This is a genomic window from Halosimplex amylolyticum (assembly GCF_051414035.1).
GTDB lineage: Archaea > Halobacteriota > Halobacteria > Halobacteriales > Haloarculaceae > Halosimplex > Halosimplex amylolyticum.
This window is the reverse complement of record NZ_JBLKNW010000002.1, coordinates 144,765-171,621: the sequence shown is the minus strand read 5'-3', so window position 1 is coordinate 171,621 and position 26,857 is coordinate 144,765. Positions and strand designations below refer to the sequence as shown.

At 68.7% G+C, this 26,857-nt stretch carries 26 protein-coding genes; 10 read left to right on the top strand and 16 right to left on the bottom strand.

Features of this window, described 5'->3' with window-relative positions; translation table 11 throughout:
* Positions 1-138: 138 nt before the first annotated feature.
* Positions 139-2,724, bottom strand: coding sequence for a DEAD/DEAH box helicase (locus ACMGFE_RS11475; RefSeq protein WP_436925336.1), 2,586 nt, complete (start codon positions 2,722-2,724; stop codon positions 139-141).
* Positions 2,725-2,826: 102 nt separating this feature from the next.
* A complete protein-coding gene (locus ACMGFE_RS11470) occupies positions 2,827-3,150 on the bottom strand; it encodes a DUF8593 domain-containing protein (RefSeq protein ID WP_436925335.1) in 324 nt (107 codons plus the stop codon).
* A gap of 252 nt (positions 3,151-3,402) precedes the next feature.
* Between ACMGFE_RS11470 and ACMGFE_RS11465 the strand changes: the two genes are divergently transcribed.
* Together ACMGFE_RS11465 and ACMGFE_RS11460 are read left to right on the top strand one after the other, a co-directional pair.
* Entirely contained in the window at positions 3,403-3,888 is a 486-nt protein-coding gene (locus tag ACMGFE_RS11465; protein WP_436925334.1) for a cation:proton antiporter regulatory subunit, read from the top strand.
* Positions 3,885-5,081: a cation:proton antiporter gene (locus ACMGFE_RS11460; RefSeq protein WP_436925333.1), complete on the top strand. Its 1,197-nt coding sequence runs from the start codon at positions 3,885-3,887 to the stop codon at positions 5,079-5,081. The genes ACMGFE_RS11465 and ACMGFE_RS11460 overlap by 4 nt, the downstream gene beginning before the upstream one ends.
* 52 nt (positions 5,082-5,133) lie before the next feature.
* Here the strand turns inward: ACMGFE_RS11460 and ACMGFE_RS11455 are convergent, their stop codons facing one another.
* The 11 genes from ACMGFE_RS11455 to ACMGFE_RS11405 all read right to left on the bottom strand — a co-directional run bounded on the left by ACMGFE_RS11455 (position 5,134) and on the right by ACMGFE_RS11405 (position 18,388).
* Complete coding sequence (locus tag ACMGFE_RS11455; protein ID WP_436925332.1) at positions 5,134-5,715, bottom strand: dolichol kinase; 582 nt, start codon at positions 5,713-5,715, stop codon at positions 5,134-5,136.
* 49 nt (positions 5,716-5,764) lie between these two features.
* Positions 5,765-7,567: a glycine--tRNA ligase gene (gene glyS, locus ACMGFE_RS11450; RefSeq protein ID WP_436925331.1), complete on the bottom strand. Its 1,803-nt coding sequence runs from the start codon at positions 7,565-7,567 to the stop codon at positions 5,765-5,767.
* Entirely contained in the window at positions 7,564-8,412 is an 849-nt protein-coding gene (locus tag ACMGFE_RS11445; protein WP_436925330.1) for a CBS domain-containing protein, read from the bottom strand. The genes glyS and ACMGFE_RS11445 overlap by 4 nt, the downstream gene beginning before the upstream one ends.
* A gap of 97 nt (positions 8,413-8,509) precedes the next feature.
* A complete protein-coding gene (locus ACMGFE_RS11440; protein WP_436925329.1) occupies positions 8,510-8,971 on the bottom strand; it encodes a winged helix-turn-helix transcriptional regulator in 462 nt (153 codons plus the stop codon).
* A gap of 39 nt (positions 8,972-9,010) precedes the next feature.
* Positions 9,011-10,819: an ammonium transporter gene (locus ACMGFE_RS11435; RefSeq protein WP_436925328.1), complete on the bottom strand. Its 1,809-nt coding sequence runs from the start codon at positions 10,817-10,819 to the stop codon at positions 9,011-9,013.
* A 542-nt stretch (positions 10,820-11,361) separates the two neighbouring features.
* Entirely contained in the window at positions 11,362-11,832 is a 471-nt protein-coding gene (locus ACMGFE_RS11430) for a winged helix-turn-helix transcriptional regulator (RefSeq protein WP_436925327.1), read from the bottom strand.
* Positions 11,833-11,838: 6 nt separating this feature from the next.
* The gene (gene glnK1, locus ACMGFE_RS11425) at positions 11,839-12,192 is read right to left on the bottom strand and encodes a nitrogen regulatory protein GlnK1 (protein ID WP_436925326.1); all 354 of its coding nucleotides are present in this window, start codon (positions 12,190-12,192) and stop codon (positions 11,839-11,841) included.
* Positions 12,185-13,702 carry an ammonium transporter gene (locus ACMGFE_RS11420; protein WP_436926087.1) on the bottom strand — a complete coding sequence of 506 codons (1,518 nt, stop codon included), beginning with the start codon at positions 13,700-13,702 and terminating at the stop codon, positions 12,185-12,187. Before ACMGFE_RS11420 ends, glnK1 begins: the two co-directional genes overlap by 8 nt.
* Before the next feature lie 371 nt (positions 13,703-14,073).
* Complete coding sequence (gene hemB, locus ACMGFE_RS11415) at positions 14,074-15,054, bottom strand: porphobilinogen synthase (protein WP_436925325.1); 981 nt, start codon at positions 15,052-15,054, stop codon at positions 14,074-14,076.
* Between the two features lie 64 nt (positions 15,055-15,118).
* A complete protein-coding gene (locus ACMGFE_RS11410; protein WP_436925324.1) occupies positions 15,119-17,548 on the bottom strand; it encodes a heavy metal translocating P-type ATPase in 2,430 nt (809 codons plus the stop codon).
* A gap of 93 nt (positions 17,549-17,641) precedes the next feature.
* Positions 17,642-18,388 carry a helix-turn-helix domain-containing protein gene (locus ACMGFE_RS11405; RefSeq protein ID WP_436925323.1) on the bottom strand — a complete coding sequence of 249 codons (747 nt, stop codon included), beginning with the start codon at positions 18,386-18,388 and terminating at the stop codon, positions 17,642-17,644.
* A 128-nt stretch (positions 18,389-18,516) separates the two neighbouring features.
* Here ACMGFE_RS11405 and ACMGFE_RS11400 point away from each other — a divergent pair, with 128 nt between their 5' ends.
* The 3 genes from ACMGFE_RS11400 (at position 18,517) to ACMGFE_RS11390 (ending at position 20,386) form a co-directional block, all read left to right on the top strand.
* The gene (locus tag ACMGFE_RS11400) at positions 18,517-19,164 is read left to right on the top strand and encodes a DedA family protein (RefSeq protein WP_436925322.1); all 648 of its coding nucleotides are present in this window, start codon (positions 18,517-18,519) and stop codon (positions 19,162-19,164) included.
* Positions 19,165-19,229: 65 nt separating this feature from the next.
* Positions 19,230-19,814 (top strand): GNAT family N-acetyltransferase, encoded by a 585-nt coding sequence (locus tag ACMGFE_RS11395; RefSeq protein ID WP_436925321.1) that lies wholly within the window; start codon positions 19,230-19,232, stop codon positions 19,812-19,814.
* Complete coding sequence (locus tag ACMGFE_RS11390) at positions 19,814-20,386, top strand: GNAT family N-acetyltransferase (protein ID WP_436925320.1); 573 nt, start codon at positions 19,814-19,816, stop codon at positions 20,384-20,386. The genes ACMGFE_RS11395 and ACMGFE_RS11390 overlap by 1 nt, the downstream gene beginning before the upstream one ends.
* 46 nt (positions 20,387-20,432) lie before the next feature.
* On the opposite strand, the gene ACMGFE_RS11385 is transcribed toward ACMGFE_RS11390, so the two are convergent.
* Positions 20,433-21,197, bottom strand: coding sequence for a competence/damage-inducible protein A (locus tag ACMGFE_RS11385; RefSeq protein ID WP_436925319.1), 765 nt, complete (start codon positions 21,195-21,197; stop codon positions 20,433-20,435).
* Positions 21,198-21,356: 159 nt separating this feature from the next.
* Here ACMGFE_RS11385 and ACMGFE_RS11380 point away from each other — a divergent pair, with 159 nt between their 5' ends.
* A complete protein-coding gene (locus ACMGFE_RS11380) occupies positions 21,357-22,154 on the top strand; it encodes a PGF-CTERM sorting domain-containing protein (protein ID WP_436925318.1) in 798 nt (265 codons plus the stop codon).
* A gap of 170 nt (positions 22,155-22,324) precedes the next feature.
* On the top strand, positions 22,325-22,513 hold the full coding sequence (locus tag ACMGFE_RS11375) for a hypothetical protein (RefSeq protein WP_436925317.1): 189 nt from the start codon (positions 22,325-22,327) through the stop codon (positions 22,511-22,513).
* 16 nt (positions 22,514-22,529) lie between these two features.
* Here ACMGFE_RS11375 and ACMGFE_RS11370 read toward each other — a convergent pair whose 3' ends face one another.
* Complete coding sequence (locus tag ACMGFE_RS11370; RefSeq protein WP_436925316.1) at positions 22,530-24,695, bottom strand: heterodisulfide reductase-related iron-sulfur binding cluster; 2,166 nt, start codon at positions 24,693-24,695, stop codon at positions 22,530-22,532.
* Positions 24,696-24,914: 219 nt separating this feature from the next.
* Between ACMGFE_RS11370 and ACMGFE_RS11365 the strand changes: the two genes are divergently transcribed.
* Positions 24,915-25,514, top strand: a complete 600-nt coding sequence (locus ACMGFE_RS11365; protein ID WP_436925315.1) for a conditioned medium-induced protein 4 — start codon at positions 24,915-24,917, stop codon at positions 25,512-25,514.
* Positions 25,515-25,610: 96 nt separating this feature from the next.
* Positions 25,611-26,264 carry a CRISPR-associated protein Cas4 gene (locus ACMGFE_RS11360; protein WP_436925314.1) on the top strand — a complete coding sequence of 218 codons (654 nt, stop codon included), beginning with the start codon at positions 25,611-25,613 and terminating at the stop codon, positions 26,262-26,264.
* On the opposite strand, the gene ACMGFE_RS11355 is transcribed toward ACMGFE_RS11360, so the two are convergent.
* Positions 26,261-26,386 carry a hypothetical protein gene (locus ACMGFE_RS11355; protein ID WP_436925313.1) on the bottom strand — a complete coding sequence of 42 codons (126 nt, stop codon included), beginning with the start codon at positions 26,384-26,386 and terminating at the stop codon, positions 26,261-26,263. The genes ACMGFE_RS11360 and ACMGFE_RS11355 overlap by 4 nt on opposite strands.
* Positions 26,387-26,428: 42 nt before the next feature.
* On the opposite strand from ACMGFE_RS11355, the gene ACMGFE_RS11350 reads away from it, so the two are divergent.
* Complete coding sequence (locus ACMGFE_RS11350; RefSeq protein WP_436925312.1) at positions 26,429-26,653, top strand: hypothetical protein; 225 nt, start codon at positions 26,429-26,431, stop codon at positions 26,651-26,653.
* The last annotated feature ends 204 nt before the right edge of the window (positions 26,654-26,857 follow it).

Here is a 26,857-nt window from a genome sequence, read left to right as displayed (position 1 = left end):
CCCCCTGTCGTCGGTCCCCAACGGACCCGGGGGTATTCGTTGTTCCGATCGGTCAGAATCTCCACTCGAAACGAAGGGGTTGGCCACGGGGGGTGGACCGGCGAATCCAGCGGGCCCGGCCCCGCCGAACCGCGGGGATCAGCCGTCGTAGTCGCTGCCGACGACTTCGCGGAACCGTTCGGCGGTCACCTCGCCGACGCCGTCGGCGGCCTGCAGGTCTTCGACGTCGGCGGTCATCACCGCTTCGACGCTGCCGAACTCGGCGAGCAGCGACTCGGCGGTGACCGGCCCGACCTCCGCGACGCTCGCGACGACGTACGCCTGCTGTTCGGCGAGCGTCTTCGAACTCTTCTCCCCGTGGACGCTGACCGTCCGGTCTTCGGTCTCCTGCTCGCGCGTCGCGATCACCCGGAGCAACTCTGTCGTCTCGTCCTCGTCGGTCGTCCGGAGGACGCTCGCGCCGAAGTCGACGGCGAGCGAGGCGAGCGCGCCGCGGACGGCGTTCGGGTGGACGTTCCGCTCGCCGTAGAGGTCCTCGCCCTCGATGACGACGACCGGTCGGGCGTAGTACCGGGTCGCGTCTTTCACCTGCTCGAACATCGAGCGCTCGTCGCCGCCGGTGAGCGTGTCCATGAAGTCCGCGACGGTCTTGCGCTCGACGACCACCCGGTCCGAGAGGACGTAGTCGCCGACGGCCAGCGTCTCCAGGCGCGTCTCGATGGCCTCCTCCCGCGAGAGGTCCTTCGCGATGGAGGCGTCGAGTTCCCGCTGGTCGACGACGATCTCGACCGACTCCTCGTCGTCCGCGCTCGCGGTCGCGATCTCCCCGTCGGGGTCGTCGCGGTCGGCCGAGTCTGCGGCGTCGCGGTCGGAGTCGCCTTCCTCGGCGCTGGACTCGCTCCCTTCGCCACCCGCGAACGCGTCGAGCCCCGCCTGTCCGTCGCCCTCGGCTGATTGCGAAGTAGTTGCGGACTCGTCGCCGTCACCCTCGGTTTCGTCTCGATCGCTCGCCCGTTCGCTCTCAGATGCCGCAGCATCTTCAGCCTCCGTTGCGGCTTCGCCCCCCGTTTCGTGTGGAACGCTGTCGTCGCCATCATCGCCGTCGACGGCTTCGCCCGGACCGGTCTCGCCGCCGTCGAACTCGTCCATCGCGGTCTGGCTGCTCAGTTCGCTCTCGATCTCGCCGGTGATCGCCTTGAGCGACCGCAACTCGTCTTTCATCCGCTTCTGGTCGTTGCGGGCCTTCCAGAAGTACGCCTCGTCGCGGGTGTCCTCGGCGAGCAGGACCGACACCGCGCCCTCGGTCTGGCGGCCGGTCCGGCCCTTGCGCTGGATGGCCCGGATCGCGGTCGGGACGGGTTCGTAAAACAGCACGAGGTCGACCTCGGGCACGTCCAGCCCCTCCTCGGCCACTGACGTCGACACGAGTACCTCGAATTCGCCGGCGCGGAACTCGTCGAGGGTCTCCTGTTGCTGGGTCTGGGTCATCCCGTCGCTGCCGTCGGTGTCGGACTGTCCGACGAACTTCCGGGCCGTGAAGTGCTCGTTGAGGAAGTCCGTCAGCGTCTCGGCGGTGTCGCGGGACTCGGTGAAGACGATGACGCGCTCGCCGTTCTCGATGCCGAGCGTCTGGGCGATGAGCATGCGCGTCCGGCGGAACTTCGGGTGGAGGTCGTCGTAGTCCTCCGCGCGGCGGATCGCTTCCCGCACTTTGGGTTCGGAGATCATCCGCTGGTCGGCCTTCGAGGCGCCCGACGAGCGGGCGGCCTGTTTCTGCCGCTCGAAGTACCGCCGGAGGCTCTCGACGCTCTGGGTCTCGGCGTAGGTCACGGCGGTCCGCAGTTTTCGAACCTCGGCGAGCAGGCTCATGCCCTCGTAGCCCTCCGACTGGTCGTTGTTCATCAGCTCGCGGAGCTTGCCCTGGATCTTCTGGATTTCCCGCTCGGAGACGTCGGCCTTGCTCGTGTTCGTCACGCCCAGCTCCCTGAGCTTCGCGAGGCGGTCCTCGATGACCTCGTTGATCGCGTCGCGGATCTCGATCACGGTCTCCGGGAGTTCGATGCGCTCCCAGTCGACGCTGGTCTCGTGGGTGTAGGCGTCCACGTCGGCGTCCTCCTCGGTCATCACCTCGACCTGGCGGAGGCCGAGGTTGTGACACACTTCGAGGATGGCCTCCTCGTCGTCGCCGGGGGAAGCGCTCATCCCGGTCGCGAGCGGGTCGCGGGCCTGTTCGTGATAGCGCTCGGCGATGTAGTTGTACGCGTAGTCGCCGGTCGCGCGGTGGCACTCGTCGAAGGTGCAGTGGACGACGTCGGTGAGGTCGATCCGCGACCCCACCAGGTCGTTCTCGACGACCTCGGGCGTCGCGACGACGATGCGCGCGCCGGACCACAGCTCCGCGCGGTCGTCGGGGCGGGTGTCGCCGGTGTAGACGACGATCTCGTCGTCGTGGACCTCCAGCGCCTCGCGGTAGAAGTCGGCGTGTTGCTGGACGAGGGGTTTCGTCGGGGCGAGCAGCAGGGACTTGTTGACAACGTCGCCGGCCAGCCGCTGGGCGGTGACGAGCAGGCTCACCGTCGTCTTGCCCAGGCCGGTCGGGAGACAGACCAGCGTGTGCGTGCGCAACGCGGCGTCGGCGAGTTCGCGCTGATACCTGCGGTCCTCCAGGAAGCCGTCGACCAGGAGCGGCCCCGTCACGCCCTCCCCCTCGTCGGTCGTCGCCATTACGTTCCGGTTGGCCGTGCCGGTGGATAAGGCTTCAGGTAGCGCGGTGGAAGTGAAAAACCAGCGGCTGCGGGACGCTTGCCACGCCGCTGTCGCCCCTCGTCAGGGCAGGTGGACGAGTTGCAGGCCGTCCTCGCCGTCTTCGAGGCGGGCGTTGGGGAGCGTGCAGGGCCACTCGTCGTAGTCGACGGGGAGGTCGCTCTCTCCGGCCTGCCAGCGCTGGTAGTCGACGTCCTCCCAGTTGACGTCGTACTCCGCGTGGTCGCCCCAGCCCAGTCCGTCCCAGGTGTTCTCGTCTATCTCCGGCGACGGTTTCAGGAACAGTTCGCCGCGCTCGTCGTCGTAATCGACGACCGATCCCACCGGTTTGCCGCGGTCGTAGACGCGCTCGCCGATGTAGTCGTCCCAGTCGGGCGCTTCGAGCATGGGCGCGCTAGTCGCGTTCGAGCCATGAACGTCTGGCCTGCCGTGGCAAGTTCCGTTCTCTCCCCTCGACCGCCGCATCGCCCCGCCGGATTCGCCTGTTACCGTCCGCCGTCACGTGCCGACGGACGCCCGAACGGGAGGTCTCGAACCGCTCGACGCGGCGCGTCGTGACGGGTCCCGGTGGAGTGATCGAGACAGCCGCAGATCCGTGGGCCGCCGGCAATTTATGCCGCAGCCGGGCGAAGGTACGGTATGACCGTCTACGAGACGGAGGTCCCGGGGGTCGGCCGGAAGTTCGAACTGGAGATAGACGACGACCGGCGCCTCGTCGTCGTCATCCACCACGACGGCAAGCGCGAAGTGTACCTCCGGCCGTCGCCGGAGGCCGACAGCGAGCGGCTGTTCACGCTGTCCGGCGACGAGGCGCGCAAGCTCGGGTCGATCCTGGATGGCGCGTACTTCCAGCCCGTCGAACTCGACGACGCGCAGGTCCCGCTGGGCGAGGCCATCATGGAGTGGCACACCGTCGGGGCGGACGCGGACATCGTCGGCGCGACGCTCGAAGAGTGCGCCGTCCGCCAGCGGACCGGCACCTCCCTCATCGCGATCCAGCGCGGCGGTGACACCATCCCGAACCCGCCGGCGGATACGGTGATCGAACCCGGCGACACGGTCGTCGCGCTCGGGACGCGCGAGGAGCACGGCGACCTCGCGGCGCTGCTCGCGGCCGAGGAATGAGCGCGCCGCTGGTCGAGGTCGCGATCGCGCTCGGCGCGCTCGCCGTCGCCGGCTACGTCGCCTCGCGGGTCTCCCTGTCGGTGATCCCCGCGTACATCGTCGCCGGGATCGTCGTCGGGCCCAACGCTCCGACGTCGCTGTTCGGCGTGTCGCTGACGCTCGTGCCGGAGACGGAGTTCGTCGACGTGCTCGCCGACCTGGGGGTGATCCTCCTGCTCTTCTTCCTCGGGCTGGAGTTCAGCGTCGGCGGGCTGTTCGCCGACGGCCGGCGCATCGCGGCCGCGGGGACCGTCGACTTCGTCCTGAACTTCGGGGCCGGCGTCGCGCTGGGGCTCGCCTTCGGTCGCACGCCCCTGGAGACGCTCTTTCTCGCCGGCGTCGTCTACATCTCCTCGTCGGCGATCGTGACCAAGTCGCTCATCGAACAGGGGTGGATCGCCAACCCTGAGAGCGTGCCGATCCTCGGGACGCTGGTCTTCGAGGACCTGTTGATCGCGGTCTACCTCGCCCTGCTGGCGGCGCTGGTCGCCGGCGGGGAGAGCCCCGCCGCCGTCGCGCTCGACGTGGGGGTGGCCTTCGCCTTCCTGCTCGTTCTCGCCGCGGTGGCGTGGGCGGGGACCGCCCCGCTTGAGGCGGCGTTCGACGTCGACGCGGAGGAGCAGTTTGTCCTCGCCGTACTCGCGGCGACGACGATCACGGGCGCCGCCGCGCTCGCGGTCGGCCTGAGCGAGGCCGTCGCGGCGTTCTTCGTCGGGACGGCGTTCAGCGGGACCGAGCACGTCGAGCGCATCGAGCGGTCGCTCGGGACCGTTCGCGACGTCTTCGCGGCGTTCTTCTTCTTCGCCATCGGGCTGACGATCGACGTCACCGTCCTCGCGACCGTCGCCGGCCTGCTGACTGTCGCGGTCGCGGTCACGACGGCGACGAAACTCGTCAGCGGAACCATCTCGGGCCGGATCTACGGCCTCGGCGCGGTCCGGTCGATCCGGACCGGTATCGGCCTGGTGCCGCGGGGGGAGTTCTCGCTGGTCGTCGCCGCGCTCGCACTCGAAGCCGGCGGCCCCGTCGCCGCCGTCGTCCCGCCGTTCGCGGTGGGCTACGTCCTCGTCATGAGCGTCCTCGGGACGGCCATGATCCAGTACTCCGCCCCGCTGACCCGCGCGCTGGCGCCGCTGGTCCAGACGGAGGAGTGATCGGCCGGCACGGGGGGGTCCGGTTCGACCGGGAAGTGAGACGGTCGGCCGCTCAGACCGGGCTGGCGGGCAGGTACTGTACGGCGAGGAACATCGCGACGGCGCCGGCGACGGGGATGGTGAGGTTGTCGTCGATGACGTAGCCGCGGACGACGGGCTTGATCCCGTCGGCGACGGTGGCGGCGGCGCCCCCGAGCACGGCGGCCGTCGGCGGGACGAACGGGACGGCCAGCAGCGTCGCGACGGCGAACGTGACCAGCAGCACGGAGACGTCCTTGGCGGTCCGGAGTTCGCCGGAACCGAGCAGGCCGCTGACGGGGTCGGCGATGGTGAGCATCAACAGTGCGGGCACCGCGATGGCAGGCTCGAAGACGAGCGCGACGACGGTCATCCCGAAGACGGCGAGGAAGTAACCGGCGAGGTTGTCCTGCTCGTACTCGCGGGTGAGCTTCTCGTAGATCCGCCAGTCGAGGCCGACGACCAGGCGGATCACTTCGAGGACGAACGCCACCATGAGGCCGGCGACCAGCAGGACCTGGATGTGCCGCCAGGTGATCTCGGTGACGAGCAGATACGACAGCGGCACCGCTGTCCCGCTGGCGTGCACCAGTCGTCGGGCGATTTCGTCGTGCATTGAACTGATTCCGTCGCGATCTCGGTGCCGTGGGCCCGGCCGGGCGGGCCTACAGCTCCGCGAACGTCAGGTCGCCGTCCCGCAGGGCTTCGAGCGTCTCGGGCAACTCCTCGATCGGCAGCCGGCGCTGGGCGGTCGTGTCGCGCTCGCGCACGGTGACGGTCCCGGGCTCGCCTTCGTCTTCGTCGCGCGCCTCGCCGATGGTCGCGTAGTCGACGGTGACGCAGAACGGGGTGCCGACCTCGTCCTGCCGGCGGTAGCGCCGGCCGATAGCGCCGGAGTCGTCGTAGGCGACCGAGAGGCCCTGCTCGCGCAGGTCGGCCGCGACCTCGCGGGCGCGCTCGCCCAGGCCGTCGCGGTCCATGAGCGGGAAGACGCCGACCGTCGTCGGCGCCACGTCGGCCGGGAGTTCGAGGAACGTCCGCTCCTCGCCGTCGATCTCGTCCTGCCGATAACAGTGGTCGAGGACGGTGTACAGCGCGCGGTCGATGCCGAGCGACGGCTCGACGACGTGCGGGATAACGTGCTCGCCGGACTCCGTGACTTCCTCGACGGCGAAGCCGGTCTGCCCCACGGGCACCTCGTGCGTCTCGCCGTCGATCTCGACGGCGACGGTGCCGTCACCTTCGGGGTCGTCCGCGGCGTCGCGGAACGCGTCGGGGTCGGACTCGGCGAGGACCGCCAGCGCGTCGGCGACGTCGCCGGCGGCGCCGCCGAACTCCGGCCCGAGGAAGCTCATGTCGGGGTCGACCGTCGGGCGCTCGACGGTGACGGGCTCGTCGTACTGGCGGAAGACGGTGTAGTCCTCGTCGGAGTACTCGTCGTGTTTCGAGAGGTCGTAGTCCGAGCGGTAGGCGAAGCCGGCGAGTTCGATCCAGTCACCGTCGACCTCGGCCTCGGCGTCCCAGCAGTCCGCGGCGTAGTGGGCGCGCTCGCCGGAGAGGTGCTGGCGGAAGCGAAACCGCGACATGTCGACGCCGATGGACTCGTACCACTCGGCGGCCACGCCGAGGTAGTAGGCGATCCACGGGTCCGCGACGAGGCCGCGCTCGTGGGCCTCGCCGACGGTGATCTCCAGGGGTTCGCCCTCCTCGTCCTCCTGCTGGTCGACGCCGTAGAAGGGGGCGACGACGTCCTCGACGCTCGCGAGGTCCGGCCCCTCGCCGTCCTCGGGGTCGACGAACAGTTCGAGTTCGGCCTGCGTGAACTCGCGCACGCGCAGGAGCGACTTCCGGGGGCTGATCTCGTTGCGGTAGGCGCGGCCGATCTGGGTGACGCCGAAGGGAAGCTGATTGCGGGCGTACTCCTTGAGCTGCGGGAACTCGACGAAGATGCCCTGGGCGGTCTCGGGGCGGAGATAGCCCGGCGAGGACGAACCGGGGCCGATGTTCGTCTCGAACATGAGGTTGAAGTCCTCGATGGCCTGACCGGCCAGACCGGTGCCGCACGTCGGACAGACGAGTTCGTACTCTTCGATGATCTCGCCGACGCGCTCGGGGCCCAGCCCCTCCGCTTCCTCGTAGTCGGTGTTGTCCTCGACGACGTGGTCGGCGCGGTGGGACTCGCCGCACTCGGGGCACTCGACGAGCATGTCGTCGAAGCCGTCGAGGTGGCCCGACGCCTCGAAGACGGGCTCGGGCATGATCGTCGGCGCGTCGATCTCCACGTTGCCCTCGCGGACGGTGAACCGGTCGCGCCAGGAGTGCTCGATGTTGTCCTTCAGGCTCGCGCCCTGGGGACCGAAGGTGTAGAAACCGGAGACGCCGCCGTAGGCGCCCGCGCTCTGCAGAAAGAAGCCGCGGCGCTTGGCGAGTTCGGTGAGGTCGGGACCGCGGTCCGCGCCCTCGCTCATCGAAGCGCCTCCAGCAGGTCCATGTCCCGGACGATGCCCTCGAGTTCGTCGCCCGAGACCAGCGGGATCTGCTCGATGTCGTGCTCGATCATCAGCTGGGCGGCGTCCTGGGCGGTGCGCCGGCCGCTGATGGTGACGAGATCGGTGGTCATGAACTCGGAGACGGGGCCGGCCGGGATCTCGACGTTCCGGGTGGGCATGTAGCGGCTACCGACGGCCTTGACGCTCTCCCACTTCCAGTCGTCGTCGTCGGCGGCGAGGCTGTCGCCGGTCTCCTCCTCGCCCTCGACGACGCGGGCGACGTCGATGATGTCGACCTCGGTGATCATCCCGCTGGTCTCGCCGACCTCGTCTAGCGCGACGCCGTAGGGGGCGTTCGCGTGCGAGAGCTCCCGCTCGGCGACCGGGAGCGGCGTCCCCTCGTAGACGCAGTTCACGTCGCGGCCGGCGAGTTCATCGACGGTGACGTCGCCGTTCACGTCGCCGGTGGCGATGGCCCGGACCACGTCGGTGATGGTGACGATGCCTTCGAGGCGGCCGTCGACGACCGGGACCCGTCGGGAGTTCTCGTCGAGCATCAGCCCCGCGAGCTCCTCGAGCGTCGCGTCGGCGGTGGTCGTGGGGACTTCCTCGACGAGCATGGCGAGCTGGTCCTCGTCGGGCTCGTCGATGAGCGCGTCCCGGGAGACGAGGCCGCGGAACTCCTCGCCCTCGTCGCCCTCGGTGACGACGGGGACCGAGGAGAAAGCCCGCTCCTGGAGGTACTCGAGGACGTCGTCTCTGGTGCCGGGTAGCTCGACCGTGACGAGGTCCTCGCGGGGCGTCATTACGTCTGCGACGTTCATAGTACAGCGTACTCCCAGTCCCAAATACTAAGACCTTACACTTCCCCGCTCGCGGGACCGATTCACTCCCGGGTCCAGCAAGCGGCCGGGCCCGTCCTCACTCTTCGGTCGCGAGGGCGATCGGGTCGTGCTCGCAGACGGTTTCCAGCACGACGTTCGTCGAGACGGCCTCGACCCGCGAGTGGGTGAGAACGTCCTTGATCTGGGCGTTCAGGGCGTCAGTGTCCTCGAACTTGCCGATGGCGACGACGTCGTCGCCGCCGGTGACCTCGTAGACGCCGATCATGTGACCTGTCTCGCGGAGGTCGTCGACGACCGCCCCGAGTCCGTCGCCGGCGACGTCGAGCCGGAAGACGGCTGTCACTGCGAACCCGAAGGCCTCGTAGTCGACTTCGGCCCGGTAGCCGTCGATGATTCCGGCGTCTTCGAGCGCCCGGATGCGCTTCGTGGCGGTCGCCGTGGCGATGCCGACGGACTCGGCGAGTTCGTTCGCGCTCGCTCGACCGTCGGCGAGGAGCCCGTCGACCAGCTGCCTGTCGATGTCGTCGATGTCGCTCATTGGTCGCGTTCGTCCTGAGAGAGCGGGGGCACGGGGACCTCAGACCGCGTCGCGCCCGGTCTTGCCGGTGCGGATCTGGGTCGCGCTCTCGACGGGCAGGACGAACACCTTGCCGTCGCCCTTCTCGCCAGTGTTGGCGCCCTCGACGATGGCGTCGACGACGTCCTGTGCGGGGATGTCCGCGACGACGCACTCGATTTTGACCTTCTGGTGCAGGTCGACGACGTACTCCTCGCCGCGCCACTGGCCTTTCTTCGCCGGCTGGGAGCCGCGGCCGGAGACGTTCGTCACCGTCAGCGACGGCGCGCCGATCTCCGCGAGCGCCTGTTTCACGTCGCCCAGCTTGTCCGGGCGCACCATCGCGACGACCATCTTGATCTCTCCGTCGTTCGGTTCTCCTCCGTCCGTGCGGATCTCGTGTTCGGTCTCGTTCATGTCGTAGCCTCCGTCCGTGCGGATCACCTCGTCACCGCGCTGCTCGACACCGCCGTCGGTCCGAATTTCGTGGTCGCTCTCCGAAACCCCTCCGTCCGTTCGCACCGTCCCTCCGTCCGTGACCGCCGCGCCCTCGTCGCCGAACTCGGGGTAGGTCTCGACGCCGTGCTCGCTGACGTCGAGGCCGTCCTGCTCGTGGCCGCGGCTGACGCGAGCCTGACCGAGGGCCTTGAAGGCGCCCCAGATGAGGCCCGTCGTGACGATGGTCCAGCCGGCGATGATGGCGACGCCCGCGAACTGGGCCAGCAACATCTCGACTCTGGTCACGCCAGCGTCGGCGAGGTAGCTCGGTGCGACGACGACCGGGAGCAGCAGCGTCCCGAGGACGCCGGCCGACCCGTGGACGGGGAAGACCGCACAGACGTCGTCGATGTTCAGGCGCTTCTCGACGAACGCGAAGACGACGGGCAGCTGCGCGCCGGAGAGGCCGCCGACGAGGAACGCGCCCCACCACGACGACGCGTGGGGGATGGCGGTGATGCCGACGAGCCCGGCGAGCAGTCCGTTCGCGACGTACAGGGTGTCGACCTTGCCGGTCTTGGCCCACGCGACGGCGCCGGCGCCCATCGCGCCGCAGGCCATCGCGATCGTCGTGTTCATCGCGACGCGACCGAGCTGCTCGCTGAGGAAGGCGCCTTCGGGGCTGAAGATGGCAGAGGTGCCGACGTTGAAGCCGTACCAGCCGAACGCGAGCATCAGCGTCCCGAGCACGGCGAAGGTCATCGAGTGGCCCGGGATGACGTTCGCCGTGCCGTCGTCGTTGAAGCGGCCGATGCGCGGGCCGAGCACCCACGCCGCCGTCAGGCCGGCGATGCCGCCCATCGCGTGGACGACCGTCCCGCCAGCGAAGTCGTCGAACGGCGCGCCGATGGCGGAGCCGACCGCGCCGTCGATGCCGAGCAAGCCGGCGTCGTACCAGGCCATGCCGGAGACGACGGGGTAGATGACCGCCGCCAGCAGGAACGTGTACCCGACGTACGCGCGGAGCTTCGCCCGACCGGCGACGGCGCCGGAGACGATGGTCGCCGCCGTCATCGCGAAGACGGCGCCGTAGAGCCAGCCGATCCAGTCGGCCGCGCTCTCGGCGGCGAACGCCGGCGAGAAGCCCGCCCCCCCGACGAGGCTATCGACGCCCGCGCCGATCAGGAAGAAGACCGTCACCCCGATGCTCCAGGTCAGCAGGTTCTTCGTCAGCTGGTTCGAGACGTTCTTCGAGCGGACCTGCCCCGCCTCCAGCATGGCGAAGCCGGCGTGCATGAAGAAGATCAGGAACGTGACCACCAGTACCCAGGTGGTGTTTATCGCGTCGAGCACCGTCTGCGTCTCGGTCTGCAACGGAGTGAGTCCGATCATGATGTGGTTTCGTTTGGAATTGGGCCTGGATGCTGCGTTATTGTCCATCCGTGGCCGTGTTATCGCTTCGTTTGTAACGGAAGCGTACGGAGAAACTGTGCGGAATCACATCGTATAAGCGTTTGCTTTACAATAACGGAAATTTCAGGAAATATGTAGACGCTCGTCAAAATTACGGTAGAATATTACGTGTTAAAGGTTGTAATTCGTACAGAATTGACTGTCGGTCCACGCCGGATCTGGACGGTCGTCAACCACCAGAGCCGGCAAAAACCGCGAAATCCGGCGTTCACGCTCTCGCGCGGTAGTCGTGACGATCCGATCGGAGTCGGACGAAAAAGTGATCAGGTGCAGCCTCGACGGCTACTCGGCGACGGCGGTATCGCTCGGATATCGGCGAGAACAGGACCGCCCGGTTACCCGGCGAGAACAGGACCGCCCGGTTACCCGGCGAGAACAAGACCGCCCGGCTACTCGGCGGCGGGGGTGCCCGGCTACCCGGCGGCGGGGGTGCCCGGCTACCCGGCGGCGGGGGTGCCCGGCTACTCGGGGTCGGCGGGGCTGACCGGCGGCGGGTCGTGTTCACACACCGTTTCGAGCGCGATGCTCGTCCGGGCCGAGCGGACCTCGGGGTGGGTGAGCAGGTCCTTGATCTGGGCGTTCAGGGCGTCGGTGTCCTCGAACTTGCCGATGGCGACGACGTCGTCGTTCCCGGTGACCTCGTAGACGCCGGTCATGTGACCGGTCGCCCGGAGGTCCGCGACGACCGCTTCGAGGCCCGAGCCGGCCACGTCGAGCCGGAACACGGCTGTCACCTCGTAGCCGAAGGCCTCGTAGTCGATCTCGGGCTGGTAGCCGTCGACGACGTCGGACTCTTCCAGGCGCTGGAGGCGCTTGGTCGCTGTCGCCGTCGCGACGCCGACGGATTCGGCGAGTTCGCTCGCACTCGCCCGGCCGTCGGCCAGCAGGGCGTCGAGGATCCGCCGGTCCGTGTCGTCGATGTCCGTGGACATCGACCGTCAGACCGCTTCCGGCCCCGACTCCTCCGTCCGGACCTGTACCGCGTCCTCGACGGGGAGGACGAATATCTTCCCGTCGCCGGGCTCGCCCGTCTGGGCGGCGTCGGCGATGGCGTCGACGACGTCCTGTGCGGGGATGTCCGCGACGACGCACTCGACTTTGACCTTCTGGTGCAGGTCGACGACGTACTCCTCGCCGCGCCACTGGCCCGTCTTCGCCGGCTGGGAGCCACGACCGGAGACGTTCGTCACTGTCAGCGACGGTGCGCCGGCCTCGGCCAGCGCCTGCTTCACGTCGCCCAGCTTGTCCGGACGGACGACCGCGACGACCATCTTGATGTCGTCGTCACTCATCGGTCTCACCCCCGTCGACTGCGGCGGACGCGTCGACTGCGGCGTCGTCCGCGACGCCGCCGTCAGAGTGGAGCTCTGACGAGGTGTCGTTCGTGTCGCTCGCGAAACCGCCGTCGGTGCGGACCTCACCGCCGTCCGCACTCACAGTCGGTCCCTCCCGGCTGCCGCCGGCGACGAACTCGGGGTACGTCGAGACGCCGTGTTCGCTCTCGTCGAGGCCGATCTCTTCCTCTTCGGTGGAGACGCGCAGCCCGAAGAGGACGTCCGCGATCTTGAACGCGACCGCGGTCGCCAGGACCGTCCAGAGCGCGATGACGGCGACGCCGGCGACCTGCATGATCAGCTGGTCGACGCCGAGGAACGTCCAGGGGTCACCGAGGATAGCGACCCCACCGCTGTCGGCCGCGAGCACCGGGATCAGGATCGTGCCGATCGCGCCCGCGCTCCCGTGGACCGCGAAGACGCCGCAGACGTCGTCGATCTTCAGCGAGTCGACGACCCAGCGGTAGGTCGGCAACACCAGCGCGCCGGCGAGCGCGCCCAGCAGGAGTCCGCCCCACCAGGTGACGTGCGGCACGGCGCCGGTGACGGCGACGAGGCCCGCCAGCAGGCCGTTGGCCGCCCACAGCGGGTCCGGCTTGCCCTGCCAGGCCGAGGAGACGAGCATCGCCGCGACGCCGCCGGCGCCCATCCCCAGCGTCGTGTTCAGGACGACGCGACCGAGCGCACCGCCCATGAAGACGCCTTCAGAGGTGAGCACCGTCGCCTGCGTGCCGACGTTGAAGCCGTACCAGCCGAACGCGAGGAACAGCGTTCCGAGCACGGCGAGCAGCATCGAGTGGCCCGGGATGGGCTGGCTGTCGCCGTTCGCGTCGAAGCGGCCCGTGCGGGCGCCGACCATCTTCGCGCCCACGAGGCCGGCGACGCCGCCGACCATGTGAACGACCGTCGCGCCGGCGAAGTCGAGGTAGCCGACGCCGATGACGTCCGCGAGGTACCCGGGCGTGTCACCGCCCGCGAGCAGGCCGCCGCCCCACGTCAGGCCGGTCACGACCGGGTAGATGACGGCGGTCATCGCCGCGGCGACGAAGACGTACGCCCTGTAGTCCATCCGTTCGGCGACGGCGCCGGAGACGATAGTCGCCGCGGTCATCGCGAAGACGGCGCCGAAGAACCAGTCGATCCAGCCGGTGCCGCTCTCGCCGGGCGCGGACATGTACGCGAACGCACCCGTGAGGTCGAACGCCGCACCCGACGTCAACTGGGCGACGAGCGCGCTGACGCCCGCCCCGACGAGGAAGAAGACGAGCACGCCCAGCGTCCAGTCGGTCATGTTCTTCATCAGGACGTTCCCGACGTTCTTCGCCCGGACCTGCCCGCTCTCCAGCAGCGCGAACCCCGGCTGCATGAAGAAGATCAGGAAACACACGACCAGAATCCAGACGTAGTTCACGCTGTTCGAGACCGGCCCGGGCCCCAGCTGCAGGGCCGCGTCGACCGCCGGCGCCAGCAGTGCGCCCGCCATCAGCGGGTCACCCCCGACCGGTCCGAACGGCCCGTTCTATCTTGGCGATCGTCTACCTTTTCACCGAATCCCACTACGTTCGTAGCTAACATCTCGGTTGGACCTCATGGAACCTCACTACATAAGGCTATGTTTGAAAAAGTAGGAATATGGGGGGCATAATGAGACGCGCGTCAGAACTATCCCATGATATTATGGATAATAGGTTGTCGTCCGTCCAGATAGCGGACGAACGTCCGGTTCGAATTTGACGTTTGTCGACCGGGACTGGACGGATCTGGCGGGATCGGTCCCGCTTTCGCTCGCGCGCGCCGGGCGGTTCGGATCGGGCACGTGGTTGCGCTGGCCCGCCCGCTTCAGAGCCGCTCGGCCACGTCTTCGGCGAAGTACGTGATGACGATGTCCGCCCCCGCGCGCTTGATCGACAGCAACGACTCGTGGGCGACCGCCTCCAGGTCCAGCCACCCCTTCTCGGCGGCCGCGTGGAGCATCGCGTACTCGCCGGAGACGTTGTAGGCGGCGACGGGGTGGTCGAACGACTCGCGCACGTCGGCGACCACGTCGAGGTACGGGAGCGCGGGTTTGACCATCAGGACGTCCGCGCCCTCCTCGACGTCCAGCGCGACCTCGCGCATCGCCTCGCGGCTGTTCGCGGGGTCCATCTGGTAGTGGCGGCGGTCGCCGAACGCCGGCGCGCCGTCGGCGGCGTCGCGGAACGGCCCGTAGAACGCCGACTCGTACTTGGCGGCGTAGCTCATGATCGGCGTCGACTCGTGGCCTCGCTCGTCCAGCGCCTCGCGAATCGCCCCGACCATCCCGTCGGTCATGCTGGAGGGCGCGATCATGTCCGCCCCGGCGTCGGCGTGCGAGACGGCCGTCTCCGCCAGCAGTTCGAGCGTCCGATCGTTTTCGACGGTCAGGTGAGGCTCCTCGCGGGCCTGATCCTCGACGATGCCACAGTGCCCGTGCTCGGTGTACTCGCAGAGGCAGACGTCGGTGACGACGTACGCGTCGGTCTCGTCGGTGATCGCCCGGACGGCCCGCTGGACGACGCCGTCCTCGGCCCACGCCCGCGACCCCTCGGCGTCTTTCGACGCCGGGATCCCGAAGACGATGACGGCCTCGACGCCGGTCTCCCGGACTTCGCGGACGCGCTCGACGGCCCCGTCGACGGGCACCCGCTCGTGGCCGGGCATCGACTCGATCGGGACGCGCTCGTCGGTCGTCGCGTCGACGAACACCGGCGCGACCAGGTCCGACGCCGACAGGTCCGTCTCGCGAACCAGCGGTCGGACGCCGTCGCTCCGGAGCCGACGCGGGCGGCGTGTGAGATCCATACCCCGTTGTCGTCGCCTCTCGGTAATGAGACCACCGCCTCGGCCATACCGTCCCCGCGCTCTCCTACTCGAACCGCTCGGGCGTGATGCGCGACAGGCGCATCGCGTTGCCGGTGACACCGAGGCTCATCCCCATGTCGCCGACGACCACCGCGACGGCGACGGAGACGAGGCCGATGGGCACGCCGACGGCGAGCAGGGCCTTCACCCCGAGACTGGCCACGATGTTCTGGCGGATGACGCCGTTTGCCTCGTGGGACAGCGCGTACAGGTACGGGAGCTTCCCGACGTCGTCGCCCATCAGGGCGATGTCGGCCGTTTCGAGGGCCGTATCGGTTCCGGCCGCCCCCATCGCGACGCCCACGTCGGCCGTCGCGAGCGCGGGCGCGTCGTTGATCCCGTCGCCGACCATCGCCACGCTGCCGTACGCCGCCTGCAGCGACTCGACGGCCGCGACCTTCTCGTCGGGGAGGAGTTCGGCGCGGTAGTCGTCGACGCCGACCTGCTCGGCGATGGCGCGCGCGGTGCCCTCGTTGTCGCCGGTCAGCATCACGACGCGTTCGACGCCCAGTTCGTGCAGGCGCGCGACGGCGCGCTTCGACGCGGGCCGAACCTCGTCGGCGATGGCGACGACGCCCAGCAGGCGCGTCTCCGTCCCGACGACGACGACCGTCTTGCCCTCCCGTTCCAGCGAGGCGAGCGTGTCGGCGGGGAAGCGCCCGTCGCGTTCGGGTTCCTCGGTGACCGTACCGCCGTCGGTCGCGCCGGGGCCGCTCTCGACGTCGAACCCCAGTTCCGCGAACAGCGCGGGCTTGCCCGCGTAGTACGTCTCGCCCTCGAAATCGGCGCGGACGCCCTTCCCGGTCAGGCTCTCGAACCCGTCGGGGTCGGGCAGGTCGTCCACGCCGTCGGCGGCTGCGCGCGCCAGGATCGCGCCGGCGATCGGGTGTTCGCTCCGCCGCTCGATCCCGGCCGCGTACCGGAGCACGTCGGCCTCGGTGGTCTCGCCGGCCGGAACGACGTCGGTGACGGCGAGTTCGCCCTTCGTGAGCGTCCCCGTCTTGTCGAGGGCGACGGCGTCGACCTCGCCCATCGCCTCGAGGTAGTTGCCTCCCTTGATGAGGACGCCGTTCTTCGCGGCGCTGGTGATGCCCGACACGACGGAGACCGGGGTCGAGATGACGAACGCGCAGGGACAGGCGATCACGAGCAGGGTGAGCCCGCGGATGAACCACGTCTCCCAGTCACCGGCGAAGACGAGCGTCTGCCCCGCGAGTCCGACGGTGATCGCCTCGTCGATCAGGAGCGGCGGAATCGCCGCCGTCAGGATCGCCAGCACGACGACCGCGGGCGTGTAGTAGCCCGCGAAGCGGTCGACGAACTGCTCGGTCTCGGTCTGTTTCGCCTGCGCGCCCTGGACCATCTCGATGATCCGCGAGAGCGTCGAGTCCGACGCCAGGGAGGTGACCTCGACTTCGAGGTACCCCTCCTCGTTTATCGCGCCGGCGTACACCTCGTCGCCGGCGGTCTTGTCGACGGGGACGCTCTCGCCGGTGATCGGCGACTGGTCGACCGCGCTCTCGCCCTCGACGACGGTCCCGTCGAGCGGAATCTTCTCGCCCGGGCGGACGACGACGACCTCGCCCACGTCGACGTCGCCGGCCGGAACGGTCACCTCCTCGTCGTCGCGGCTCGCGGGTCGCTCGCGCTCCCCGCTCGATCGTTCGGAGGCCTCGCTCCCGTCGGTCGCTGCGGCCTCCCGCCGGACAGTCGCCTCGTCGGGCGACAGCTCCATCAGTTCCCGCAGCGAGTCGCGGGCCCGGTCCATCGCGTACTCTTCGAGCAGTTCGGCGACGCTGAAGAGGACGGCCAGCGTCGCCGCCTCGACGAAGTAGCCGATGCCGGTCGCGGCGACGATCGCCGTCCCCATCAGCAGGTCGATGTCGAGGCTCAGGTTCTTCGCCGAGTAGTACCCGCTCCGGACGACCGGCGCGCCGCTGACGGCGACGGCACCGAGGAACAGCACGTCCGCGACCGTCAGCGGGACGTCGAGGACGCTCGCGACCGCGACGTTCTGTCCCGTGAGGACGAACTCGACGAGGAGCCCGAGCGCGACCAGCACCGCGCCGATCCACGTCTTGATCGCCCGCGGACTCGTCCAGATCTCCGTCGGCGGGGCGACCTCGACGCCGCCGGCGTCGTTCGATCCGTCCCCGTCGCCCGCTTCGGCCTCGTCGTTGACGACCTCGTAGCCCGCGCCTTTCACGGCGGCCACCACGTCGGCTCTGGAGGCCCGCTCGGCGTCGTAGGTGACAGTCGCCGTCCCCGTCGTCGGCCGCAGGTCGGTCTCGACGACGCCGTCGATCCGCCCGAGACTCTTGTCCACCTTCCCCGCACACGAGGGGCAGTCCATCTCCGGCACGGAGAGCCGGGCGGTCAGCTCCTCTGACTGTCCTCCCGGGCCGCCCCCCGTTCCGCCTGCGTTCTCGGTCATTACTACCGGCTAGGTGCCGGAGCCGGATACGCGTTTATCGGAATATTCCAACTGCTTCGTTGGAGTATTCCAACCGACACGGAGCAGGGCCCATCAGAGTCGCGTCGACGGGGACGCAGTCGAGCGCGATTCGGCCACCCGTCGCTCGGCCAGGTGGGCCTCGGCGCGTCGAAGTCGGTAGGTGAGCGTGGATCGGGGGACGCCGAGCGTCTCGGCGAGGTCGCCGACGTCGACCTCGCGGGGCGTCTCGTAGTAGCCGTGTTCGACCGCCGCGCGGAGTGCTTGGTCCTGTTCGGGCGGCAGGTCGCCCTCGTCGCGGGGCGCATCGCTCGGCGACGCCGCCTCGGTCAGTCGTTCGACCTCGAGGTCGGCGCACTCCCCGACGTTCTCCTCGATGGCGTCGAAGAAGGCCCGCACGTCCCCGTCGCCGGCGTGGACGATCCGCCACGTGTACTGGCGCGCTTCGTTGCGGGTCTCGAAGAGGAGGCCGTCGCCGAGGAAGTCGAGGGCGATGTGGGGGACGGAGGCGCAGGCGGGCGCCCGCTCCCAGTAGGAGTAGAGGACGAGCGTGTCGTCGGCGCTGTCGAGGACCTGCGTCTCCTGTCTGGCGCCGCAGTCCTCGGTCGCGAGGCAGTCCGCGTAGTAGTCGGCGGTCAGGAAGGCGTCCTCGACGGCGGCGAGGGCCTCGGCCGGCCCCGTGACGTGGTCGACCCGCCAGAGGCTCTCGGCGGTGGCGTGCAGCGAGAGCGAGCGGATCCGCGCCTGGGGATGGGCGGCGAGGGCGTCGGCGACCTCGTTGCACCCGGGCTCGTAATCGAGCGAGAACACGAGTTCGCGCATACCACCACGTAGCGGGCAAAGCCGTAAAAACCGTGCCGTGCGACCGTCGGCCGCGCCCCACGCGCTCTCCCCCGCGGACGCGGAGTAGCGGAAGACATTTGGCCCGCACGCTCCGACCCGTCAGACGAATGGCGTCGCTGGAATCGGCCGACCGGTCCCGACTGCGCGGGTTCGCCGAGGACTACGGCCTGATACTCGTCGCCGCGTTCTTCTTCGCACTCGCCATCGCCGGCGTGGTGCTGTTCGTCTTCGGCGACGAGGAGTTCGCCCAGCGGCTCATCGACGACTACGGCCTCCCAGCCCTGCTCCCGATCTTCGTCCTCGAGGGCGCGATGCTCCTGTACTTCGCGCCCAGCGAGGCGCTCGTCCCCGGCGCCATCGAGTTCCTCGCGACCGAGCCCTCGGGGTACGAGTGGGCCACGATCGCCCTCATCATGGTCGTCGCGACGGTCGGCGCGACGCTCGGCCAGGTCTCGTTGTTCCTGCTCGCCAAGCGCGGCGGCCGCGAGTGGCTGCTCCAGAAGCCGTGGTTCCGCATCGAGGAGTCCAAGCTCGACCGCTTCGACCGCTGGTTCGACCGCTGGGGCAAGTGGGCGGTGCTCGCCAGCAACGCGCTCCTGTTCACCCGGGGGATGCTCACCGTCCCCGCCGGCGTCGCCGAGATGGACGTGCGCGAGTTCGCCGCCCTCTCGGCGGTCGGCACGGTCGTCTTCGAGGCGTGGCTCGCGGTGGCGTATCACTACGCCGTCTCGCTCGGCCTCCTGAACTTCTTCTGAGCGGTCGCGGGAACGGCTCTCAGGCCACCCCAACGCTTTCGCCCCGGCCGCGCGACTCGCCGCGTATGCCCGGTCCCGTCTTCCTCCGCGGCGACGGCGTCACGCTCCGCCCCGTCGAGGAGTCCGACTACGAGTTCTTCCGCCGCCACGCGAACCACCCCGACGTTCGGCCCGGCTTCGGCGGCGGCGCGCCGGCCACGGCCGACGATATCGCCGACCGGATCGAAGCGATGCAGGACGACGACGACAGCGAGACGTTCCTCGTCTGCGCCGCCGACGGAGACGACTCGGCGTCCGTCCAGCGAGTCGGCGAGGCGTTCTGTTTCGACCTCTACGAGCAACGCGGGAGCGTCGAGATCGGCTACTGGATCGCGCCCGACCACCAGGGCAACGGCTACGCGACCGCGGCGGCCGAGCGACTGGTCGAGTACTGCTTCGCCGAGCGGCGCCTCCACAAGGTCGACGCGCGCGTCCTGGCGTTCAACGACGGGTCGCGGCGCGTCCTGGAGAAAGTGGGATTCGAGTCCGAGGGTCGACGACGCGACGAGTACTACGTCGACGGGGAGTACGTCGACGCCGAACTGTACGGTCTCGTCGCCGACGAGTGGGGCGGTCCGGACGCGGCACGCGTCGACGGGGGCGACCGCTGATGCCCGGTCCGGTCTTCCTGCGGGGCGACCGCGTCACGCTCAGGCCGCCGGAGGAGGAAGACCTCGACTTCCTCCAGCGGACTCACAACGATCCCGCCGTTCGGCAGTCGATGCCGCGGGTCCACCCACAGGACCGCGAGGCGACCCGCGAAGAGTACGTCGAGGGAGACGACGAGACGGTCGGGCTGCTGATCTGTGACGGCGTCGGCGACGACGGTGAAAGAGGAGAGGAAGAGGCAGCGGCAGATCCCGAACGCCTCGGCTTCTGCGCGTTGTTCCGTATGGACGCGGACTCCGGCCGCGCCGAGGTCGGCGCGTGGCTGGCGCCCGACGCCGAGGGGCAGGGGTACGCCACGGAGGCCCTCTCGCTCCTGATCGACTACGCCTTCGACGAGCGGCGACTCCACCGGCTGAACGCGGGCCGGTTGGCGACCAACGACCGGTCGGCCGCGCTCCTGGAGCGGCTGGGATTCACCGAAGAGGGGCGGCGAGAAGACTTCTATTTCGTCGGCGGTGAGTACGTCGACCGCGTCGAGTACGGCCTGCTGGCGTCCGACTGGGACGGCGCGTAGCGGCGACGTCGCCGGCTGGCGAACTGCTCGTTCTCGGCCAGTGCGCTCAGCCGTCGGCGTCGGCTTCGGGGTCGGTGGCCGCTTCGGGGTCGGCGACCTGGTCGTCCACCCACTCGACGGCTCGCTCGACGGTCGCGGGGTCGGTGCCGGTGACCTTCACCCGTCCCGGTTTCCCGCGGCGGGCCGGGTAGCTGCCGACGGCCACGTCGAAGCGCTCGCGAGCGCCGTCGAGCACGTCCTTCAGTGCGCCCTCGGGCGTCGCCGTCTCGACCGACGCGGAGACGGCGTCGCCCCCGAACTCGTCGGCCACCGAATCGAACATCACCCGCAACTCCTCGGGGAACCCCGGGAAGACGTAGACGTTCTCGACCACGCAGCCCGGGTTGAAGCTCTCGGCCGTCTGCAGGGCGCGAGCGCCCTCCGGGAGCGCCGCCGTCTCGTCCAGGTCGAGGTCGAAGTCGTGGGCCTCGTAGTACTCGGGGTCCTCCTCGCGGAACTGGCGGGCCTTCTCGGCGATCCGGTCGCGCACCTCCGGCTGGACTTCCAGATCACGGTCGAAGGCGTCCGCGACGGCCTCGATCGTCACGTCGTCGGGGGTGTCGCCCAGTCCGCCGGTGACGATCACGGCGTCGAAGGCGTCGGCGTACTCGCGAACTCGCCGGGCGATCAGGGCGCGGTCGTCGGGGATGGTGAGCATCCGGGTGACGGTGGCGCCGCGTTCGGCGAGCTGGCGCGCCAGCCAGGTCGCGTTCGTGTTCTCGGTGTCGCCCGCGAGCAGTTCGTCGCCGACCGTGACGAGCGCGACTTGCATGGACGAACGCAGGGAGTAGAGCGGGTAAACGGTGTCGGGTCTCCGACGATCTTCAGTTCGTCTGAGATTTGCAAGGTGGCCGACAACGACGGGGCATTAACCATGAAGAATATGGAAGATATCGAAGATTATTAATTCGATACTTGGTCAATTGACTCCGTGTCTCAAATAAAACCTCTGTTCCTAGCAATACTCTTGGTAGTTGTGGCAAGTACAGCCGTTGTTCAGCCCGTGACGGCCGATGACGATTACGCGGATCGCTGTGACGATGGCGATATTGTTCGAGGCGGGACGTTCGAGGGGAACATCGGGACGCCAGACGACCGAGACGCTCTACGCGTCAGATTGAACGAGGGCGACTACGTGAACATACGCGTTCTCGTGCCGAAACAGGAGGATAGATTCCACGTGAGTATCGATGGCTTACACGAAAGTATATCTGAGACGAAGAACGCGAAACCGAACGCCAGGAATATCGCTCTCAACGGGTTCAACAGCGGAGTCGTCGGTTCTGCAAAGATATTCGCTGAAGAAGATGGCGTCCTCTGTCTCGGCATGTACGAGTTCGACGAGGAAGATGCCGAGTTCCCCTACTCCTGGAATCTGTCGATTGGGGTCAACAGCGACGCACCCGCGCTGGTCGAGTCAACTCCGACACCGTCACCGACAGCGACACCGACTGACACTCCGACGGTAACAGCGACCGAAACGCCGACGACGACGCCCACTGAGACACCGACGACAGCTCAAAACAGGGACACTGAGACGAGCGAGGGTATACAGGACAGCGATGGCGACGGAGTGATAGACGCTGAAGACTACGCTCCGCGAGATCCCGAAGTTCAGGAGAAAAGTGACATACAGGCCACCGCAACGGGGTCAGGACCGGGATTCGGAGCTGGGATAACGCTCGTCGCTCTACTCGGTGCAGCACTCGTGAGCTTGCGTCGGCGCTGAGGGTATCAGGTGTCCTCGGGGCCCAGGTAGTACTGCCAGGCCACGACGGGCACCAGTCGTCGCTGATCCAGAAAGTCACAGCAGGCGAGTTCCGCTGCTCGGTACGGTCACTGTACTGAACACCGCCGGCCCGGCGACGGTTCAACCGAGATAGTGAGCGACACTCGCCCATGGCGTCGGTCCCCGTCGACGAACGGACGAAAGCACGAATCGGCGAGTCCGCGCTCGTCGAGCGGATGGTCGAACGGGAGTTCGAGTCCCGGGTGTCCCTGGTCGAGTCTGCCGACGATTCCGTCTATGTCGTCGGCGGCCGGGTCGTTGCGAAACGACTCGACCCCGGGACGGTCGCCGCCGAATGACGTTCCCGCAGTGTGCTCAATCGTCGGCCGCCGTCTCCGCGGCACCGGCTTCGTCGGCGGCCACGCCGGCGTTCTCCCGGACCTCGACGGCCTCGATCAGCAACTCGGCCACGTCGACGACCTCGATGTCGTCCTCGAAACCGCCGGTCTTGCGGCCGTCCTCGAACATCGTGGTACACATCGGGCAGGCGACGACGAACTTCTCGACCCGCCCGCCGGCGCTCGTGTCTTCGAGCGCCTCGCGCAGCCGTTCCTCGCTGGGTTTCGGGTCGTCGTCGAACTCCATCCACAGGCCGCCCCCGCCCCCGCCGCAGCAGAAGGAGTCGTCGCGGTTGCGGGGCATCTCGGCGAGTTCGCAGCCGGTCGCGCGGACGAGGTCCCGGGGCGCCTCGTACTCGCCGTTGTACCGACCGAGGTGACAGGGGTCGTGGTAGGTGACGGTGTAGTCGAGTTCGTCGCCGCGGAGACCGAGCCGGCCGTCGGTCACGAGGTCCTCGACGACCTGCGTCCAGTGGAAGACGGGGGCGCCGTCCCAGGACTCCTCGGGCACCTCCATCATCGGGTCGTCGGCGTACTCCGCGAAGTCGACCTCGGGGTACTCGTTTTCGAAGGTGTTGAAGGCGTGGGGGTCGGTGCAGACGATCTTCTCGAAGTCGCAGTCTTCGAAGGCGTCGACGAGCGTCGCGGCCTGCTCGATGAAGAGGAACTCCTCGCCGACGCGGCGCACGTCGTTGCCGTCGTACACCTCGTCGTCGTAGAGGATGCCGTAGTCCACGTCGGCCTCCTCGAACAGTCGAGCGAGCGAGCGGGCGACTTTCTTGTTGCGGTCGTCGAAGCTCGGGTAGTCGCCGACGTACCAGAGGTACTCGACTGATCGCTCGCGGGCGTCCGCGAGCTCGGCGTCCAGCGGGTCGGCCCAGTCGGCGCGGTTGCGCTGGGACTCGCCGAAGGTGTTGCCCTGCTGCATGACGTTCTGGAAGGTGTCCTGGACGTTGCGGTCGAGGTCGCCCTGGTCGACGAGCTGGCGATTCATCCGGGTAAAGGAGTTCAGGTGTTCGATCTCGACGGGGCAGGCGTCCATACAGGCCATGCAGGCCATGCACGACTCCATCGTCTCGGCGGCGATCACCGAGGTACCCCCGTCGGTGACGATGGGGATCTCCTCCGCGCCGGCGTCGCGGGCCTCCCGGTAGTTCTTGAGGTCGAGGATGACGTCGCGCGGGTCGAGCGGGCGGCCGGAGGCCTTGGCCGGGCAGGCCGCGGAACAGCGGCCGCACTTGGTGCAGGCGTCCTGGTCGAGCAGTTCCTTCCAGCTGAAGTCGTCGATGGACTCGGCGTTGGTGGCCTCCAGGTCGGCGGGGACGCCCGGCAGGCGCTTGCCCGCGTCCTCGTCGTGCGTGACGACGTTGGCGTACGAGGAGAGCATGTGGAAGGGCTTGCCCATCGGGATCGCGGCGATAAAGGCGAGCGCGAGGATCGAGTGGCTCCACCAGACGATCGGGTACGTCGCTTCGGCCATCGCCGGGGTCATCCCCGCGCCGTCGAGGGCGACGGCGGTCGCCCAGCCGACGAAGCTCACCGTCTCGAAGTCCGGGTAGCCCTGCCCGAGGATGCGGAAGCCCTCGGTGAGGTAGCCGCCGACGCCCAGCAGGAACAGCGCCCAGACGAACAGATCGTCCTCGGCGCTGGTGTGGCGGCCCCAGAGGCGGCCCTGGCGCGCGGCGTAGCGACGGTAGAGGAGCACGCCGAGGCCGACGACGAACAGCAGCCCCATCGCGTCGACGACGAACGAGTAGGAGAGGTAGAAGTCGCCGACGAAAAAGGAGTCGCCGGTCAGCGGCTGGTAGAAGTCCATGTCGATGCCGAGGATCGTCGTCGCGATGAGCAGGGTGAGAAACCCCCAGAGGACGAATGCGTGGGCGAAGCCCGCGACCACGTCGCGGTCGCGCAGCGTCCGGTTCGAGAGGACGGTCCCGGCGGCGCCGACGATCCGTCCGGGCAGGTCGTCGAGTCGGGGGAAGGGGTCCTCGTCGCCCTCGGCGTAGCGGGCGACGCGGCGGTAGGCGCCGAGCAGGAAGACGACGATGGCGAGGGCGGCGAGATAGTAGAAGGCCGCCTTCCCGACCGGACCGATCCCCCAGAACGTGGGGCGCGTCGGCGCGCCCGACTGGAGCAAGAGCATACTAGATGGCGGGCAACCGCCCGCTTAAAGCTTGCTACGAATTCACACGACAACAGTTCACAATCGTTGCGGAGTTTGTCGATTTCGCGCTGGGCCGGGGCCGCGCTGTGGCGCTGGTCGGGCGCCCGACGGCGTCGATCCGCGGCGTGCGCGAGGGGGTCGTCCGGCCGCAGGTGTCAACAATTATTTATGTGTACGGTCCCGGATTCATGGTCGGGGATGGACGACAAGACCGAAGAACTGCGGGACATCTTCATGGACGTCTCCGACGAGGGGACCGTCACGGAGAGCCAGGAAGAGCAGCGGGGCTCTATCGCGAAGACGGACGACGAGGAGGCGATCCGGGAGCGCCTGCGGGGGGTAATCGAGGCGCTCGCCGGCCGCTACGACTTCGCGACCGATCTCGAGACGGCGACCTACGTCCGGCTCGTGCGCGCGTTCTACGACGACGAGTCCGACGAGGCGATCGCCGACGCACTGGAGATTTCCGAGGACGAGGTGTTCCGCGCACGCATGGACCTGCACCTGCTCCGGGGGGACGACACCGACGCGCCGTTCGACGTCTGCGAGTTGCGACGGCGCCGCGACGCGAGCGACGAGACGCTCGCCGCGGAGTTCGGCGTCGACGAAACGACGGTCCGCCACTACCGGCACGTCGTCGCCGCCCAGGACGCCGCCCGGGCCGCGAACCACCGCTATCAGACCGAATTCGACGAGATCCTCACCGACGCCGCCCTCTCCGGCCACTTCACCGACCAGATCACGGAGGACGGCCTCGACGAGGCCGCCGAGGACATCGAAACCGACGTCTCGTTCTGACCAGCGGCGCTCCGTTTTTTGCGCGAGCGACTGCCGCAGTCGGGGAGCGTTGGGGCTGGCGAGCATTTATGACCGAAAGCGCGGCCACGCCGTCGTATGCACACGTTTCGCGACCTGGCGACGGCGGCGTACTGCCCGCGGAAGCTCTACTACCGCCACCGCGACCCCGCGGCCGACGACGACGTCCCCCAGGAAGTTCGCGCGCGCCGGGACCTGGCCTTCCGCTACCGGGAACTGCTGGAGTCGGACCCCGAGATCCAGGCCGCACCGATCGAGGTGACGCCGACGCAGTACCGCTCGCGGCTGGGCCGCTTGCAGGCGACGCTCGACGCGTGGGACGACCTGGTCGACCCCGCCGGTCGAGAGGTCGTGCTGGAGGGCCGGGAGTGTCGCGGCGTCGCACACAAGGTGCTGGAGGGACCGCCCCGGCCGTCGCTGGTGTTCGCCGGCGCTCCGCCCGAGCAGGGCGTCTGGGAGCCACAGACCGCCCGGCTCGTCGCCGCGGCGAAGGCGCTCGCCTGGGAACGCGAGACGACCGTCGAGACCGCCTTCGCCGAGTACCCCGCCTACGGCGTCGTCCGCGAGGTGCCCCTGACCACCCGTCGGAAGGCGACGTACCGGTCGGCGGTCCGGACGGCCGACGCCATCGACGGCCCGCCCTCCCGCACGTCGAACCGCCAGAAGTGCTCGCCCTGCGAGTACCAGGGCCAGTGCGGCGTCGTCACTCGATCGTTGAAATCGATGCTCTAGCGACCCGCCGTTCGCTCGATCCGGTCGGGGCCAGTCGACAGCGGTGGTCGCTCGTCGTCGACGACGCGATCCGACGAGCGCAGGAGCGAGGGACGGTCGATCGTCCGCGCGTTTTCGGCCAAGGGTTATCCGTATTCAAGGCGTATGATATATCATGGATAATAATGGCTAAATCTACCAGGCCGGTCCCGAACCTCGGGTCGTTTCTGAGTCTCGGCTCCTTGCTGCTAGTCGCGGGCGTTCTCGCTCACGCGCTCTACGGCCTGAACGGGGACTGGCCGGTCGGCCTCGACGGGAGGGTCGGCACGCTCTTCCTCGTCGTCGGGACTGTCTTCGTGGGAATTTCGCTGGTGGCCCAACTCCGCACCCACCGAGCGGCGAGGGAGTAGGCCGACGCGTTCGAGGGCGAACCGACGCAGTTCGTCCACGGCTGGAGGGGCTGAACGGCCGCTCCGCTCGCGATGGAGATCGCCACCCGGAGCCGTTCCTGACGCTCGGTACAGCGTCTGTCTCAGCGGACTTCTGCGCACTGTTCGAGACCCCGACGTGTGCCCCGGGGCTGAACAGACGACTCCCGATCGCTCCCGAAGCCC

What these genes read in the sequence shown, in the direction of transcription:
- ACMGFE_RS11475 (WP_436925336.1), bottom strand. Translation starts at nt 2,724, where the DNA reads ATGGCGACGACCGACGAGGGGGAGGGCGTGACGGGGCCGCTCCTGGTC.
- ACMGFE_RS11470 (WP_436925335.1), bottom strand. Translation starts at nt 3,150, where the DNA reads ATGCTCGAAGCGCCCGACTGGGACGACTACATCGGCGAGCGCGTCTAC.
- ACMGFE_RS11465 (WP_436925334.1), top strand. Translation starts at nt 3,403, where the DNA reads ATGACCGTCTACGAGACGGAGGTCCCGGGGGTCGGCCGGAAGTTCGAA.
- ACMGFE_RS11460 (WP_436925333.1), top strand. Translation starts at nt 3,885, where the DNA reads ATGAGCGCGCCGCTGGTCGAGGTCGCGATCGCGCTCGGCGCGCTCGCC.
- ACMGFE_RS11455 (WP_436925332.1), bottom strand. Translation starts at nt 5,715, where the DNA reads ATGCACGACGAAATCGCCCGACGACTGGTGCACGCCAGCGGGACAGCG.
- glyS (WP_436925331.1), bottom strand. Translation starts at nt 7,567, where the DNA reads ATGAGCGAGGGCGCGGACCGCGGTCCCGACCTCACCGAACTCGCCAAG.
- ACMGFE_RS11445 (WP_436925330.1), bottom strand. Translation starts at nt 8,412, where the DNA reads ATGAACGTCGCAGACGTAATGACGCCCCGCGAGGACCTCGTCACGGTC.
- ACMGFE_RS11440 (WP_436925329.1), bottom strand. Translation starts at nt 8,971, where the DNA reads ATGAGCGACATCGACGACATCGACAGGCAGCTGGTCGACGGGCTCCTC.
- ACMGFE_RS11435 (WP_436925328.1), bottom strand. Translation starts at nt 10,819, where the DNA reads ATGATCGGACTCACTCCGTTGCAGACCGAGACGCAGACGGTGCTCGAC.
- ACMGFE_RS11430 (WP_436925327.1), bottom strand. Translation starts at nt 11,832, where the DNA reads ATGTCCACGGACATCGACGACACGGACCGGCGGATCCTCGACGCCCTG.
- glnK1 (WP_436925326.1), bottom strand. Translation starts at nt 12,192, where the DNA reads ATGAGTGACGACGACATCAAGATGGTCGTCGCGGTCGTCCGTCCGGAC.
- hemB (WP_436925325.1), bottom strand. Translation starts at nt 15,054, where the DNA reads ATGGATCTCACACGCCGCCCGCGTCGGCTCCGGAGCGACGGCGTCCGA.
- ACMGFE_RS11410 (WP_436925324.1), bottom strand. Translation starts at nt 17,548, where the DNA reads ATGACCGAGAACGCAGGCGGAACGGGGGGCGGCCCGGGAGGACAGTCA.
- ACMGFE_RS11405 (WP_436925323.1), bottom strand. Translation starts at nt 18,388, where the DNA reads ATGCGCGAACTCGTGTTCTCGCTCGATTACGAGCCCGGGTGCAACGAG.
- ACMGFE_RS11400 (WP_436925322.1), top strand. Translation starts at nt 18,517, where the DNA reads ATGGCGTCGCTGGAATCGGCCGACCGGTCCCGACTGCGCGGGTTCGCC.
- ACMGFE_RS11395 (WP_436925321.1), top strand. Translation starts at nt 19,230, where the DNA reads ATGCCCGGTCCCGTCTTCCTCCGCGGCGACGGCGTCACGCTCCGCCCC.
- ACMGFE_RS11390 (WP_436925320.1), top strand. Translation starts at nt 19,814, where the DNA reads ATGCCCGGTCCGGTCTTCCTGCGGGGCGACCGCGTCACGCTCAGGCCG.
- ACMGFE_RS11385 (WP_436925319.1), bottom strand. Translation starts at nt 21,197, where the DNA reads ATGCAAGTCGCGCTCGTCACGGTCGGCGACGAACTGCTCGCGGGCGAC.
- ACMGFE_RS11375 (WP_436925317.1), top strand. Translation starts at nt 22,325, where the DNA reads ATGGCGTCGGTCCCCGTCGACGAACGGACGAAAGCACGAATCGGCGAG.
- ACMGFE_RS11370 (WP_436925316.1), bottom strand. Translation starts at nt 24,695, where the DNA reads ATGCTCTTGCTCCAGTCGGGCGCGCCGACGCGCCCCACGTTCTGGGGG.
- ACMGFE_RS11365 (WP_436925315.1), top strand. Translation starts at nt 24,915, where the DNA reads ATGGACGACAAGACCGAAGAACTGCGGGACATCTTCATGGACGTCTCC.
- ACMGFE_RS11360 (WP_436925314.1), top strand. Translation starts at nt 25,611, where the DNA reads ATGCACACGTTTCGCGACCTGGCGACGGCGGCGTACTGCCCGCGGAAG.
- ACMGFE_RS11350 (WP_436925312.1), top strand. Translation starts at nt 26,429, where the DNA reads ATGGCTAAATCTACCAGGCCGGTCCCGAACCTCGGGTCGTTTCTGAGT.